This window comes from Rhizorhabdus phycosphaerae (assembly GCF_011044255.1).
In the GTDB taxonomy this organism is placed as follows: Bacteria; Pseudomonadota; Alphaproteobacteria; order Sphingomonadales; family Sphingomonadaceae; genus Rhizorhabdus; species Rhizorhabdus phycosphaerae.
Genome location: NZ_CP049107.1, coordinates 4281131 through 4296153, shown reverse-complemented (window position 1 = coordinate 4296153; position 15023 = coordinate 4281131). Strand labels below are relative to the sequence as shown.

General features: G+C 65.5%; 13 protein-coding genes. 6 read left to right on the top strand and 7 right to left on the bottom strand.

What is annotated here, in order from left to right:
• Nucleotides 1-348, bottom strand: a complete 348-nt coding sequence (locus G6P88_RS20020) for a GFA family protein (RefSeq protein ID WP_165324775.1) — start codon at nt 346-348, stop codon at nt 1-3.
• Between the two features lie 4 nt (nt 349-352).
• The gene (locus tag G6P88_RS20015) at nt 353-760 is read right to left on the bottom strand and encodes a DUF2177 family protein (protein ID WP_165324774.1); all 408 of its coding nucleotides are present in this window, start codon (nt 758-760) and stop codon (nt 353-355) included.
• 200 nt (nt 761-960) lie between these two features.
• Here G6P88_RS20015 and G6P88_RS20010 point away from each other — a divergent pair, with 200 nt between their 5' ends.
• Nucleotides 961-2202 (top strand): TCR/Tet family MFS transporter, encoded by a 1242-nt coding sequence (locus G6P88_RS20010; protein ID WP_165324773.1) that lies wholly within the window; start codon nt 961-963, stop codon nt 2200-2202.
• A 6-nt stretch (nt 2203-2208) separates the two neighbouring features.
• On the opposite strand, the gene G6P88_RS20005 is transcribed toward G6P88_RS20010, so the two are convergent.
• Nucleotides 2209-2985 (bottom strand): competence/damage-inducible protein A, encoded by a 777-nt coding sequence (locus tag G6P88_RS20005; protein WP_165324772.1) that lies wholly within the window; start codon nt 2983-2985, stop codon nt 2209-2211.
• 158 nt (nt 2986-3143) lie between these two features.
• Between G6P88_RS20005 and map the strand changes: the two genes are divergently transcribed.
• From map to G6P88_RS19985, 4 genes are all read left to right on the top strand, one after another.
• Nucleotides 3144-3974 (top strand): type I methionyl aminopeptidase, encoded by an 831-nt coding sequence (gene map / locus G6P88_RS20000; RefSeq protein WP_165324771.1) that lies wholly within the window; start codon nt 3144-3146, stop codon nt 3972-3974.
• Between the two features lie 198 nt (nt 3975-4172).
• On the top strand, nt 4173-4511 hold the full coding sequence (locus G6P88_RS19995) for a P-II family nitrogen regulator (protein WP_012051005.1): 339 nt from the start codon (nt 4173-4175) through the stop codon (nt 4509-4511).
• Between the two features lie 80 nt (nt 4512-4591).
• The gene (gene glnA, locus G6P88_RS19990) at nt 4592-6004 is read left to right on the top strand and encodes a type I glutamate--ammonia ligase (RefSeq protein WP_165324770.1); all 1413 of its coding nucleotides are present in this window, start codon (nt 4592-4594) and stop codon (nt 6002-6004) included.
• A 123-nt stretch (nt 6005-6127) separates the two neighbouring features.
• Entirely contained in the window at nt 6128-7384 is a 1257-nt protein-coding gene (locus tag G6P88_RS19985; RefSeq protein ID WP_165324769.1) for a multidrug effflux MFS transporter, read from the top strand.
• Between the two features lie 27 nt (nt 7385-7411).
• Here G6P88_RS19985 and G6P88_RS19980 read toward each other — a convergent pair whose 3' ends face one another.
• The 3 genes from G6P88_RS19980 to G6P88_RS19970 all read right to left on the bottom strand — a co-directional run bounded on the left by G6P88_RS19980 (nt 7412) and on the right by G6P88_RS19970 (nt 13984).
• Nucleotides 7412-11599, bottom strand: a complete 4188-nt coding sequence (locus tag G6P88_RS19980; RefSeq protein WP_165324768.1) for a translocation/assembly module TamB domain-containing protein — start codon at nt 11597-11599, stop codon at nt 7412-7414.
• Nucleotides 11599-13629, bottom strand: coding sequence for an autotransporter assembly complex protein TamA (locus G6P88_RS19975; RefSeq protein ID WP_165324767.1), 2031 nt, complete (start codon nt 13627-13629; stop codon nt 11599-11601). The genes G6P88_RS19980 and G6P88_RS19975 overlap by 1 nt, the downstream gene beginning before the upstream one ends.
• 121 nt (nt 13630-13750) lie before the next feature.
• Nucleotides 13751-13984, bottom strand: a complete 234-nt coding sequence (locus G6P88_RS19970; protein WP_226946656.1) for a hypothetical protein — start codon at nt 13982-13984, stop codon at nt 13751-13753.
• Nucleotides 13985-14153: 169 nt separating this feature from the next.
• Here G6P88_RS19970 and G6P88_RS19965 point away from each other — a divergent pair, with 169 nt between their 5' ends.
• The gene (locus G6P88_RS19965; RefSeq protein WP_165324766.1) at nt 14154-14333 is read left to right on the top strand and encodes a hypothetical protein; all 180 of its coding nucleotides are present in this window, start codon (nt 14154-14156) and stop codon (nt 14331-14333) included.
• Nucleotides 14334-14357: 24 nt separating this feature from the next.
• Here the strand turns inward: G6P88_RS19965 and G6P88_RS19960 are convergent, their stop codons facing one another.
• On the bottom strand, nt 14358-15011 hold the full coding sequence (locus G6P88_RS19960) for a S24 family peptidase (protein WP_165324765.1): 654 nt from the start codon (nt 15009-15011) through the stop codon (nt 14358-14360).
• Between the last annotated feature and the right edge of the window lie 12 nt (nt 15012-15023).

The following is a 15023-nucleotide window of genomic DNA, read 5'->3' as shown; positions in this document are numbered from 1 at the left end:
CTAAACGCTCCGACCGTCAAACTGTCTGATCTCGACGGGCAGGTCCCGCCAGTCGTCGATGCAGTGCAGATTGAGACTGATGCCATCGGGATGCGAGCGCGGACGATAGAAGCTCTTGATTCCACATTGGGAGCAGAAGATGTGCCGCGCCTTGCCCGATCCGAACCGATAGGTCGTGCTGTCCCGCTGGCCCTCCAGCAAGCGGAAGCGGTTGTCGGGGATGATGAGGTGGAGGTAGCCGCTCATCGAGCAGATCGAGCAGTTGCAGTCGAGTATCTCATACGGCCCCTCCCCGATCTCGGCCTCGTACCGCACGAGGCCACAATGGCAGCCGCCCTCCACCTTCATCCGGTCACCCCTTCAAAATCGCCTTTGTGACCAGATAGCCGCCGGTCGAGCCGACCGCCGAGACGAAGGAGCCCCAGATCATGTCGGCAATCGTGATCTTCGACGACCAGACGACCAGTGTCGCCTGATTGGTCAGGTCGTAGGTCGCATAGGCGAAGAAACCGAACAGCGCACCCTGGATCGCGGCGGTCTGCCACTGGCCGGCGGCCAGGGCCGGAGTCACCGCGAAATAGACGAGGCCGGCAATGTAGAGGGCGTAGAAGATGATCGCGGGCGCCATGCGCGGTTCGGGCGCCAGGATCGACCCGATGATCGGGCGATACAATATGTCGACCGAATATTTCAGCCAGACGAAATCCACGATCGCGAACACGATGAGCGTTGCGAAGTAGGACAGGGCTATACGGGTCATGCGGCTCTCCTTGCTGGAGGGATGATGGATGCGCAGCGCGGTCCCGTCATCCTTGTCTTTCGGCTATGGAACGGCAATGTGGACGTGAAGGCAATAGTCGGTGGTCGGACGTCCATGCATTGCCGCTGTTCATGTCCCTCGGGATAGGGTCATGCTGCAGGGGAAGCTGGCTCACACGGCTGGCGAGAAGCGGGGAAAGCATGTCGGTATCGTCGCGTGGCAGGGGCAATGCCACGATTTTCATCGTGGTCACCATCCTGATCGACGCGATCGGCTTCGGTATCGTCATTCCGGTCCTTCCGCGCCTCGTCATGGAGGTCGGCCACCTGACCCTCGACGATGCGACGTGGATGGGTGGCTGGCTGGCAACGGTCTATGCGCTCATGCAGTTCCTCTGCGGCCCGCTCGCCGGCAATCTTGGCGATCGTTTCGGACGGCGGCCGGTGCTCCTGCTCGCTCTGGCCGGCCTGTCGGTCGATTATCTGCTGATGGGCTTCGCGCCCAACCTTGCCTGGCTGTTCGTGGGACGGCTGCTGGCCGGGGTTTTCGGAGCCTCGTTCAGCCCCGCAACTGCAGCACTGGCCGACATCACCCCGCCCGAGGACCGCGCACGGCGGTTCGGCCTTGTCGGCGCAGCGTTCGGCCTGGGCTTCATCATCGGCCCAGCGATCGGCGGCCTGCTCGGCGAGTTCGGCCATAGCGTGCCTTTCTATGCGGCCGCCGCCTGCTCGGCCGCCAATCTGTTGTTCGGCGCCTTCTTCTTCCCGGAAACGCTGGCGCGGGAGAATCGCCGGCCCTTCAGCATCGCCCGTGCCAACCCCGTGGGCGCGCTGCTCGCCGCGCGCAGCCTGCCCGGCGTGTTGAGTCTCGCCGGCATATTGCTGCTCTGGAACATCGCCTCGATGGTCTATCCCGCGACCTGGGCCTATTTTGCCATAGCCCAATATGGCTGGTCGGACGGGATGATCGGCGCTTCGCTGGCGCTGGCCGGCATTTCGATGATCACCGTCCAGAAGGGCGTATTGGGTCGCGCGGTCAAGCGCTTCGGCGAACGGCGAACTGCGATGATCGGCGCAGTCGTCGCCGGCAGCTGCTATTTCGGCTACGCACTGGTGCCGCTGGCCTGGTTCGGCCTGGTCATGATCATCGTCTCCGCGCTCCAGGCGCTGGTCCAGCCGTCGATAACCGCCCTGATGTCGCGCCAGACCACAGCCGACCGGCAGGGCGAGATGCAGGGGTTCATCGGCAGTCTCAACGCCGTCGGTTCGATCGCGGGGCCCCTGTTGCTGAACCCCGCACTGGCCTGGTTCACCGGCCCGACTGCGCCGTTCCATTTCCCGGGCGCAGCATTCGTGATCGCGGCGAGCTTCGCCTTCGCGGCGTTCTTCGCACTGGCCTCCTCGGACCGTGCTCAGCGCGAACCCGTTACCGCGGCGAGCTGAGCAGGGTCAGATTCCGTCGAGGACGGGGTCGTGCCCCATGTCCGCCAGTCCGCGAACGACCTGGGCCAGGCAGGCATCGAGGATCGCCGGCTCGGTTGAGCGGATCACGAAATTGGCACCGACCTTGCCCTCGCGGAAGAACGGATAGCTGCCGATCTGTGCACCGGGATGCGCCTTCTCGGCAGCCCCCAGGAAATCGGCGATCTCGCTTTCGGCGACCCAGCAGCCGACCGTTTTCGACAGCATCGGCTTGCCGCCCTCAAGCGTGTTCGAAAGCGCCTCGAGCATCATGCCCGCAATATGCGGCACCCCGGCCAGGATGAAGATGCTGCCCATGCGGATGCCCGGTGCGCCGGACATGCGATTCTCGATCAGGTCCGCACCCTCGGGAACCCGCGCCATGCGCAAACGCGCATCGTTCAGCCCGCCGCGGCTTGCATAATATTCTTCCAGCACGGCGCGCGCGCGCGGATGCACGACGACCGGCACGCCCAGCGCCGCCGCGATGGCGTCGACGGTGATGTCGTCATGCGTCGGGCCGATTCCCCCTGTCGTGAACAGATAGTCGTTGCGCGCCTTCAACTGGGTTACGGCCTCGCCGATCAGCTCCATGGAGTCGGCAACCACGCGAACCTCGGCCAGCCTTATTCCCTGAAGGTTCAGCCAGGACGCAACCTGCGCGATATTGCGATCCTGCGTCCGCCCGGAGAGTATCTCGTCACCGATGACCAGCAAGGCGGCGGTCCAGACGCGATCGGCGGGTGCAGGGTTTTTCTCGCTCATGGCGCGTCCATAGAGCGAGACGCCCCGCCGGGAAAGCTGCCTGACAGGGCATGTCCGACTTTGCCCCGTCCCTCGATCTCGGGCACGACGCCAGGCAATGCGCGACGAGCCCCGGCGCGAGGCTCGTAAAGTGCGCGATTTTGTCCTATGTAGCAGGGATGACGACCTATATTCTCGCCGACGATACGAGCACCAGCCATCCGCGCACGGGGGCGATCCGCCTCCATGGACCCGAAGGATTTGCCGGCATGCGCGCCGCCGGGCGGCTCGCCGCCGAGATTCTCGACGCGCTGGTGCCGCATGTCGTTCCGGGCGTGAGCACGCAGGAGCTCGACCGTATCGTCCACGACATGACGATAGCCGGCGGGGCCGTGCCAGCGACAATGCACTATCGCGGTTACACCCACAGCTGCTGCATCAGCATCAACCATGTGGTTTGCCATGGCATCCCCGGCGAACGAACGCTGAAGGACGGCGACATCGTCAATATCGACGTGACGCCCCTGCTCGACGGCTGGCACGGCGACAGCAGCCGCATGTATCTGGTCGGCGATGTCGGCATCAAGGCGCGCAGGCTGGTCGAAGTCACCTATGAGTGCCTGATGCTCGGGATCGAACAGGCCCGCCCCGGCAATCATCTCGGCGATATCGGCCACGCGATTCAGCGCCACGCCGAAAAGCATCGCTATGGCGTCGTCCGGGACTTCTGCGGCCACGGTCTCGGCCGGGTCTTCCACGACGCCCCCGAGGTCGTCCATGTCGGCCGCCCCGGCACGGGCCCGGAACTTCGCCCCGGCATGTTGTTCACGATCGAACCGATGATCAATATCGGCCGGCCGGATGTAAAACTGCTCGACGACGGCTGGACGGCGGTCACGCGCGATCGTTCGCTGTCGGCGCAGTTCGAGCATTCGATCGGCATCACCGAGGATGGATGCGAGATCTTCACGGCCAGCCCCCGGGGGCTGCACCAGCCACCCTATCTTTGACCGCGAGAGCGATTCGCGCTCAAAGCTGCGCGCCGCCTTTTCGGACAGCCCCTGCCTAAATTTTGGTCAAACCGCATGGATTTGCCGCCTTTTGCGGCAACGCGGCAGAATATCGTCGCGCCTAGACCCTCCATCCTTGCGACTCGTGCGACCGCACGCTTATGGAAGTTTCGCTAGGCGCTGGCCGGGGAGGCACGGATGAAAAAGATCGAAGCCATCATCAAGCCCTTCAAGCTGGATGAAGTTAAGGAAGCCCTCCATGAGGTGGGCGTATCGGGCATCACCGTGACCGAGGCCAAGGGCTTCGGCCGCCAGAAGGGCCACACCGAATTATATCGCGGCGCGGAATATGTCGTCGATTTCCTGCCCAAGGTGAAGCTGGAGGTCGTCGTCGACGACAGCCTGGCCGATCGGGTGGTCGAAGCGATCGCGTCCGCCGCGCAGACGGGCCGCATCGGCGACGGCAAGATCTTCATCCTGCCGGTCGAGGGCGCCGTCCGCATCCGGACTGGAGAGAGGGACGCCGACGCGATCTGATCCGCCGGCTTCGCACTTAAAGCAGGGGCGGTACACCGCCCGATACATTCACGGAATTTTCTCACGGGGAAGGCAAGGATATGGCGAACAAGCCCGCTGACGTTCTCAAGATGATCAAGGACCAGGAGATCGAGTGGGTCGATCTTCGTTTCACCGATCCGAAGGGCAAGTGGCAGCACCTGACCATGTGCGCCGGCGTCGTCGGTGAAGACGAGTTGACCGACGGCTTCATGTTCGACGGTTCGTCGATCGAGGGCTGGAAGACGATCAACGAGTCGGACATGATCCTGAAGCCGGACCTCGACGCGGTCTGGACCGACCCCTTCTCCGCCACGCCGATGCTGATCCTGGTGTGCGACATCGTCGAACCGTCGACCGGTGAGCTCTACACCCGCGATCCGCGTTCGACCGCCAAGCGCGCCGAAGCCTATGTGAAGTCGATCGGTGTCGGCGACACCGTCTATGTCGGACCGGAAGCCGAGTTCTTCATGTTCGACGACGTCCAGTTCGATACCACCTACAACTCCAGCTACTACAAGCTGGACGATGTCGAGCTGCCGACCAACACCGGCAAGGCGCTCGAAGGCGGCAATCTGGGCCACCGTCCGCGCGCCAAGGGCGGCTATTTCCCGGTCGCTCCCGTCGACAGCGCCGTGGACATCCGCGCCGAGATGGTGTCGACCATGCTCGAAATGGGTCTGCCCTGCGACAAGCACCACCATGAAGTCGCCGCTGCTCAGCATGAGCTCGGCCTGACCTTCGGCACGCTCGTCCAGACCGCCGACCGCATGCAGATCTACAAGTATGTCTGCTGGCAGGTCGCGCAGGCCTATGGCAAGACCGTCACCTTCATGCCGAAGCCGATCAAGGAAGATAACGGCTCGGGCATGCACACCCACATCTCGATCTGGGATAAGGGTCAGCCGCTTTTCGCCGGCAACGGCTATGCCGGCCTGTCGGACACCTGCCTGTATTTCATTGGCGGCGTGATCAAGCATGCCAAGGCGCTCAACGCCTTCACCAACCCAACGACCAACAGCTACAAACGTCTGGTCCCGGGCTATGAAGCTCCGGTGCTGCTCGCCTACTCGGCGCGCAACCGCTCGGCCTCGTGCCGCATCCCCTATGGCACCGGTGCCAAGGCGAAGCGCGTCGAGTTCCGCTTCCCGGACGCGATGGCCAACCCCTATCTCTGCTATGCGGCGCTGCTGATGGCTGGTCTCGACGGTATCGAGAACAAGATCCATCCGGGCGAGGCGATGGACAAGAACCTGTACGATCTTCCGCCGGAAGAGCTCGCCCAGGTTCCGACCGTCTGCGGTTCGCTGCGCGAAGCGCTCAACTCGCTGCAGGCCGACCATGCCTTCCTCACCAAGGGCGGCGTGTTCACCGAGGACCAGATCGAGTCCTATATCGAGCTCAAATGGCCGGAAGTCGCCCGTTGGGAGATGACCCCGAGCCCGGTCGAGTTCGACATGTACTTCTCGAACTGATCTTCGCCTTCACCGGCAAAGACGAGGGCTCCGGAGCTTCGGCTCCGGGGCCCTTTCTCTTTGGCCTGCCTCACCGGGTTGCCAGCGTCCGCCCGCAAGCCTAAGGCGCCACTGGATTTTCCGATGAACGCTCCCCAGACCATCCAGGACGACAACAGGTCGCACGGCTTGCCTTTCGGCGAGTTCGTGGCGTTGATGGCATCGCTCATGGCGGTCAACGCGCTGGGCATCGACATCATGCTGCCTGCCCTCGGCAGGATCGGATCGGAACTGGGGCTGACGGTAGAGAACCACCAGCAGCTGGTGGTCGCCATCTATATCGGCGCGTTCGGCTTCGGCCAGCTCATCTTCGGGCCGCTCGCCGACCGCTTCGGGCGCCGCCCCGTGCTTTTCTCGACCCTCGGAATATACGCGATCACGAGCTTCATCGCGGCGCATGCCGGAAGCTTCGAGCTGCTTCTCGTGTCGCGCGGTCTGCAGGGCTTCGTCGCCGCCTCGACGCGGATCCTGTCGATCTCGATCATCCGCGACTGCTATGCGGGCCGCAGGATGGCGCGGGTGACCTCGCTCTGCTTCATGGTCTTCCTCGCCGTGCCGATCGCGGCGCCGACGCTCGGCGAGCTCATCCTGCTGGTCGCGCCGTGGCACTGGATATTCTACCTGCTCGGCGGCTTCAGCCTGTTCGTCTGCGCCTGGGCGGCGCTCCGCCTTCCGGAGACCCTCTCCCCCGACAACCGCCGCTCGATCGGCTTCGCCTCGATCGCACAGGCGACGCGGATGACGCTCGGCGATCGTTGCTCGCTCGGCTATGCACTGTCGTCGGCGGTCATCTATGGCGGTTTGGTAGGCTTTCTGAACAGCGCCCAGCAGATCTTCGCCCACAGCTTCAACGCGCCGCAATATTTCGCCCCCGGCTTCGGCCTGATCGCGGGAATGATGGCGATCGCCGCGCTGATCAATTCCCGGATCGTAGAGCGATTGGGCACCCGGATGGTGTCGCACACGGCCTTGATCGCGATGATTCTGCTCTGCCTCGTACGGCTCACGATCGTCGCGACCGGCCATGAGACGATCTGGACCTTCGCGGTGCTGCAGGGGCTGACCATGTTCCTGTTCGGGCTGACGGGGTCGAATTTCGGATCTATGGCGATGGAGCGCATGGGCACGATCGCCGGCACCGCCGCGTCGATCCAGGGGTTCATGCAGAGCGTGGTGGGGACGCTGATCGGCCTCGCCATCGGCCAGTCCTTCCAGGGGACCACCCTGCCCCTCACCCTCGGCTTCCTGCTGGGATCTTCGACGGCGCTGATCATCGTGCTCGTCGCCGAACGCGGCAAGCTGTTCCAGGCGCACCACCCCGTTCCCGCCGGCCCGCGCTGAGCTAGCCGCGCTCCCACCGAGAGTGGATCAATAGTCCTTCGACACCCTGACGCTGGCGCTCTGCCGACCGATGGTCGAGATGCTCGACAACAGCGATAGCCAGCGGGTCAACTGGAACTCGATGCGCGTCGCCGAATAGCCCTGCCCATCGCTGATCACCTCGACGAAGGTCCGCCGGCCGATATATTTGCCGGCGGCGATCGACGTGCCGATGCCGATCGTCGGATCGGCCGGAAGGATGCGCAGCCGGTCGAGGCCCGCCGCCTTGCGGACGGCATTGATCGGATTGAGCCCGCCTCCGCCGCCGCGTAGCGAACTGACCGCAGCGGCAAGCTGCAAGGCCTCGGGCGCCGACAGGTTGGTAATCGAGGTGCCGAACAGCAGGCGCGACAGAAGTTCATCTTCGGGCAGCGCCGGAATGCTGGTGAAGCTGATCTCGGGCTTCAGCCCAGTCCCCGCCACGCCGATCGTCGCGCTGACGCCATTGAGATTGGCCTTGGCGGTGATGTCGAGCAGCGGGTCGGGCGGCGTCTCGCCCAGGAAGCGGATCGCTCCGCGATCGAGATCGAAACGTCGGCCGGCGAACTCATAGCCGCCCCGGACGAGGTCCATGCGCCCGCGGATCGAGGGATTCTCGATCGTTCCGCCGAGGTCGAGCTGGCCACGCCATTCGCTGTCGAGTCCCAGGCCCGACACCGTCAGCTGGTTGCGCGCCGCCATCTTGATATCGAGCCTCCACGGCGCCCGGCGACGCACCTCATTCTCATCGTCGGGGCGGTTGAGTTCGACCGTCGCGAACTGGGGTATCGTCGCGACCGCAGCGGCTCGGCCCAGCTGGAAGCGACCCTTGACCAGCCTGACGTCGCCCGAGATCGTGCCGCCGTTTCCGTTCGAGACGAAGCGCACGGGGCCCGTGACGGTCGCGCCGATATCGTCGCGATTGATCAGCTGGGCGTCGTTGGCATCGATCGCAACATCCATGCCCAGCCCAGCCTCGGCGGATAGGTCGAACCGGGCTTTGCCCGTGATTGTGCCGTCCCCGCGCGTGCGGCCCTTCAGCGAGTCGATCAGCAGGGTCGAGCCGTCGAACCGGCCATTGGCGGCGATGTTGGTGATGACCGTGCCCGATACCGCGCTCTCCAGCCGCGCCTGGGTCGAGCGCAGCGTACCCCGGATGACCGGATTGGCCCCGGTACCGCTGATGTCCGCGCCAATGGCCACCGGCCCCGACAGGTCGATCGTCTCGACCCCGAACAGGCGCCACAGCATGTCCGCGGGTCCGCCATAGCGCAGCTGGGCGAAAAGCCGCCCGGCCAGCAGACGGTCGTCGAGCGCGCCGGATGGCGGGATGTTGGTGATGCGTGCCTGCGCGCGGCCGATCACCTTGCCGCTGCTGGCGACCACGGCCCGCGCTGCCGCGACATTCTCGGTAAGGACGGCGGAGAGGCCGACATCGGCAGGCCTGGACGTCAGGACCAGGCCGGAACGGGACAAGCCCTTGATCGTCAGCTTGGCGCGACCCGTGGGTATGCGCGCGCCGCGTTGCAGGCGGTAGTCGACGTCGCCGGTCGCTACGCCCGACAGACCGAGCTGCGGATAGAAGAGGTCGAGGACCGACAGCGGCATCGACTGAACGACGGCATGGACCTCGTTTGCCGCGCCGCCGAAGCGTCCTGCGAGCGTCGCGCGGCCATTGGCGAAACCCAGCGACACGGGGTCCAGCCGCCAGGCATCGCCGTCGCGGCTCAGAACCGCCGGCTCGTCGAGCTTGACGGTCTTGCGGTCGATAACCCCTTCAACGGCCAATGACAGCCGGTCGGGCGCGAAGCCCAGCTTCGTCGCCAGCTGGAACCCCCGGCCACGCGAGCCGGCGACGGTCGCATCGATCGTGCCGCTCGCGCCGCGCGCCGTCAGAGTCGCTCGGGTCCGTCCAATCGTGACACCCTTTATCGTCGAACCGAACAGGGCCGCCGTCGCATCGATACGCGCGCCGGCCGGATCGAGAAGGACCGTGCCATCGATGCGGCCACGATTGACGGTGAAGGGCAGCGCTGCTGCGAAGCTCGCCCGGCGAGCGCGGAGATGTCCCTCGATCTTCTGCAGTCCCTGCTCCACCGAGAATGTCAGGGGGCCGGTGACCGTACCGCCAGCCAGGTCGATCCGGCCGGTAAAGCCCTGCGGATAAGAGCGGAGTGCGCCACTGCCTGCGGCTCCGCTGACGGCGAGCGCCGCCACCGCGATCGTGGCCGACTGCCCGCTGGGCAGCAGGATCGCACCGCGACTGTCCCACGGACCGAGATAGGAGCCGCCCTCCGCGCGATAGGCAAAGCCCTGTGGCGTCGGATCGAGGTGGACGATGGTGTCGGTCAGTCCCAGAGCTGGCACCGGCGAAGCGAGGACGAGATCGATCTTCGGGCGGCTGATATTTCCATCGAGCGTCAGTTGCAGCGGGCCATAGCGCGCCTGCGTACCACTTCCCTTGAAATAGATTGTGCCATCGCGACGCCTGAAGCCGGTACCGGTGATGCGGATGTCCGGCGCGGTCAGCTGCAGCCGCTCGAAATGCAAGATGCCGTCAGGCCCCCGCCGCAGTCGGGTGTCGATGAAGGGCAGTCCGCCCGCAAGCGAGCGGAGAAATCCATTGTCGAAGCGGCGAACCCAGGCACGGCCACGCCCGGTGACCGAGGTGCCCCGCCCGCCCGTTCCCGGCAGCACGGTCAGTTCGGAATTGACGTCGACGATGCCGACGCCGGGAATGAAATAGCGGAGCAGCTTGCCCGTGAGCGCCACGTCATAGGCGCCGGTCTTGAGGTCCAGGCGCAGCGACAGGTCGCCGGCAAGCTTGTCGGACTTCAGTTTCAGCTTGTCGCCGGTGACGTTGCGCGCGGTGACGAGCAAGGTGCCGTCCAGCGACAGATTGCCGAGGATCCCGCCGGCCACGTCGCCGATGCCGGTGACACGCCGGGCGGTCAGCCGGACCGGCAGTTTGACCGGAGCGGCCGACAACGCGCCCTTCCCGGTCGCTTTGACGATATCGAACCCGGTATTGTCGAAGGCGACATGGTCGGCGGTCAGCGTGTAGCTATAGGCCGCCGTGCCGAACGGCCCGTCGAAGCGCGCGTCGAGCGCGACATTGCGCCCGGTCATGTTGGGGAAGAGCGCCGGGGGACGGAGGAGGACGCCCTTGATCCGCACCCCGTCAAACGCGTTGGCCGCGAGATCGACGATACCGCTCAGCTCGAAGGCGAGCGACGGCGTCCTGATGGAAGCGCGGCCGTCGAGCCGGCGGTCCGTCATGGACGCATCGCCCTTGATCCGTATCTGCGGATCGCTGAGCCGCTGCAGCTTGCCGCTCAGGAAGCGGCTCGGAGCGAGAAAGCCGTCAAGCGCATAGCGCCCCTTGTTCGCTTTCAACGCCAGCTCGACGATGCGCGTGTCGCCGGCGTCGAGCGTCGCACGGCCGTTCCACGCCGTCCATGTGCCGTTGCCGGAAATGACCCCGTCCACAGGCTGCTTCCAGCCGGTCAGCGAAGCGATCACGCCGCCGGCTGGTCCCTCGACCTTCGCGTCGAGGTCGAACAGATCGCGATCCGGCTGCGAATCAAGCTGCAGGCTGACACGGTCGGCGGCGTTGGACGATGCATCGAGGCGAAGCAGCACCCGCCCGCCATGAATGTCGGCGCCGCCCGTCAGCGTCGTCAAAAAGCGCCGACCGGCTACGGGCGGATCGAGGCGAAGGCGCTTCACTTCAAGATGCCCGACATGGATGTCGAAGCTAGGAAGCAAGGGCCCCTTGCGAGCCGAGGGCCGCAAGGCAGGCTTGCGATGGAGAATCAGCAAGTCGGTTGAGGCTCGCCTGATCCACAGCTTGTTCGCCAGCCAGGCGGCGGGCCGCCAGTCGAGCCGGATTTCGGGAGCCTCGAGAAACAGGCCCCGATCGTCATAGAGGCGCAGGTCGCGGACGGTCGCACGATTCCAGATCGACCCATCGATACGCCCCACATGAATCCGCAAGCCGGACGACGGGCGCAAGGCACCGATCCGGTCGGCGATGAGTCGGTGTCCGGGAGCGCTGTCGAGCATCCAGATGGCGGCAGAGATCAGCAGGAGCAGCGACAACAGGCCGATCGCGACCCGCCGGAGAACCGGATGACGTTCGCGCCAGACGAGAACCCGCTCCTCGACCTCGGCCACCAGGGCGGGCTCGCCGCTCATCAGAACGCCTGCCCGAGCGACACATAGACCGCGACACGCGAATCGCCCGCGCGGCGGTTGATCGGCGTACCGACATCGACCCGGATGGGGCCGAAGCTCGTATAATAGCGCACACCGAGGCCCGCACCGTAGCGCGGATTGCGGAAAGTCGGCAGCTTGGCGGCGTAGAGATTGCCGCCGTCGAAGAAGGGCACCACCCCGAAATCGCCGAAGCGGATGCGGGCCTCGATCGAGAATTCGGCGAGGCTGCGGCCGCCCGCCGGATCGCCGTTGATGTCGACAGGGCCGATTTTCTGATAGCCATAACCGCGTACCGATCCGCCGCCGCCCGCATAGAAGCGCCGCGTCGGTGCGATCCGCTCGGCCGAAGCGCCCCAGATCGCGCCCAGGCGGACGCGCCCGGCAATGACGATCCGATCGCTGACCGGCATATAGCTGCTGCCGTCGATCTGCCCCTTGAAATAGCCGAAGGCGCTGCCCTGCAACGACGCCTCGGGCGAAATGCGCGCCGCGAGCCGGTAGCCGCGCGTCGGATTCAGCAGGTCGTCCGATCCGTCATAGGACAGGCTCGAGGGTAGCGCGCCGATCAGATATTGGCGGCGACGCGGAGCGCCCGTCGCCTTGACCGTATCGTCTTCCTTAGAGGCGACAAGCTCGACGCCGTAGGACCAGGTCCATTTCTTCTGCCAGATGATGTTGGTCTGGCGTTCGAGGCCGGCGCCGAGCGTCACGCTGCGCGCCTCATAGGCGTTCTGGTCGAGATGGCTGACGACGAGTTGTCCGGTCAACACCCGGTCGCGCGCCTTGAAATTGTTCCGGCGCAGGGTCGCGCCAAGCGACTGTTCCTGCGTTCCGAGAACGCCCCGGAACGTGACCGCGCCCTCGGGCTTGATCAGGTTGCGATGCTGCCAGCTCGCCTCGAGCCGATAGCCTTCACCGGTGCCATAGCCTACCGAGCCGGAAATCGTCCTCGGTGGTGCCTGGTCGAGCCGGACCGCAACGTCCACGACCCCCGGATCGGAGGTGGGAACGGGCTTGATCGATACGGTCGACACCAGGCTTGTCTGGATGAGGGCACGCCGGAAATCCTCCATCCGTGCCGCGTCGTAAATGTCGCCGCGACGAAAGCGCGCGATCCGCCCGAGATGCCGGACGCTGAACAGCTGTCGGCCTTCGACGCGGATCTCGCCGATGCGCTGAACCCGTCCCGTGTCGACTTCGATCGACAGCGCCGCCGCATGATCCTCATGGTCGATCGTCAGCTTGGGCTCGCCGACCTTCGCAAAGACCAGACCGCGCTGGCCGAGACTCGTGTTGAGCGCGGCGAGCCCGGTCGCGATTCGATCGGAATCGGCCGCATCCCCCTCGCGCAGGCCGAAGGCCGCGCGCAGCTCCGGCGCCAGTGGCCCCGCCTCGGAGAGGCCGGGCATGTCGACCGACGACAGAGTGTAGACCGTCCCCGCGCGCACCCGCAGCACGACGGAGAGGCGCTCGCCGCGCTGCCCTTCGATACGCGTGACCACGCTCGCATCATAATAGCCGGCGGTGCGCAAAAGCTCGTTCAGCAGCGCCTCGTCCTGGCGCGCCCGGCGGTCGATCTGCGCGGTATTGCCGGTCCCCTTGCCTTCTTCGAGCGCCGAGAGCGACTTGAACCGGGCGCGTATCGAGGCCTCCGCTTCGGGCGTGACGCCTTCCTGCCCGGACAATCCGTCGATCCGCACGTCATATGGGCGGTCGGCCTGGGCATCGGCAAGCGCCTCGGCCTCTCCTGCGGAACCACCCTGGCTTGCGGCGCCGGCGACGCCTGGCGTCTCTGCCACCGTATCCGGTCCCGCCTGCGCGTCCGGCCATTCGACTTCCATCTCGGGTAAGGGGGCCATGTCGGCCGAAGGGTCGAGATCACCGGCGTCGGCAGCGTCCGCTTTGGCGGCGGGTTCCAGCTGGGACTGCGCTTCGCAGGGGGCCCAAATGCTCAGCAAGGCGCCGAACAGGAACGGGGGCGCACCAAACGGCGTACGGGCAAGACGCATCGGCGGACCCTAGCCGCAGCGCCGCAGCGCCGCCAGTCCAAGTTGCAGGAGCGACGCGACAGGGTGCGCGCTTCCTGCGCCGACGTGGCAGGAATGCTTCACCCCGCGGCAGGGGCACCCCTCAGTGGATCGTACCGACCGCCACGTTCTGTGTCAGGATGATCAGGAATCGCTCGATCTGGCGCCACTCGCAAAAGCGAATCGAGTTGCCCAGCTCGCGATAATGCCGGCTGCGTGCGGCAGCCTCGTCGATCGCGAGCATCCCGAACTGGCTCAGCAATTCCTGCGCCTGGTCGATGCTGCTGCGATGGGCGATGTAGAATATCTCTTCCAAGAGCCGGAACCTCGTGATCACCTGCCCAAGCCTACACAAGGCGCATGCCAGCTTCGCCCAAATGGCGGATTTCCGCGCCTTCGATGGTCGACACCGTCTTTACTAAGTCTCCTTGAGGGACATCCTGTCCCGTGTCGGGACAAGCGGGACATGGCTGGCGCCGCCACGGCTGTCGTGGCATGGGGCACGCATGGAAAAGCAAAGCGGCAGCGCGTCCCGCGCGGGTGGGGCAATCATCGCCTTCTCGATCCTCGCGGGTGCCCTTATCGGCGCGCAACAGGGACAACCTTCGGCCGGAACCGTCATCGGTGCGGCCGTCGGAACGGCGATTACGCTGGCGCTCTATTTCTACGATCGCCGTCGCGGCTGACCCACGACGGACGGGCACGCGCCGCTACAGCTTGCGTCCGCACCACAAGACCCGACCGATGAGCTGCAGCGCCGCCGGATCGAAATCCCGTATCGCGGGATAGGCGGGGTTGTCGCTGCAGATGATCCAGGCGGCCCCTTCTCTGACGAGCCGCTTGACCATCAGCAGATCGTCCAGCCGCAGGACGTGAATGGCACCCGAAACGGCCGTGGTCGCGCTGCGGTCGACGAGGATGTCGTCGCGATCATATAGCGTCGGCTCCATCGAATCGCCCGACACCCTGATCACCGATAACAGCGACGTCCGCTGTGCGCCGATCTCCTTCAACAGCAGCGGATCGAAAGCGATCGGACGCCCCTGCTCCTCGATTTCCGCCATGCCGCCGGGGCCCGCTGAAGCGCGCACCTCGATCCGGGGGACGGCCTGCAGGAGGGGGGCATCGCCCCTGGCAGCGGGACGGGCCGATGCCTCCGCCCGCCCGCCCAGCTGTGCCTCGGGCACGCGAAGATAGGCCGCGATCCTGACACGGTCTTCTTCCGACAGGCGCCGCGGCGTCCCGCGCTTGATGAACTGCTGGATATAGGCCGGATTGCGACCGATCAGCCGGGACAGGGACGAATAATCCTCCCCTCTCTCGCGGATCAGCGCATCCAGGATGCTGCGAACGTCGTCGGCCATGGCTCACCGCAT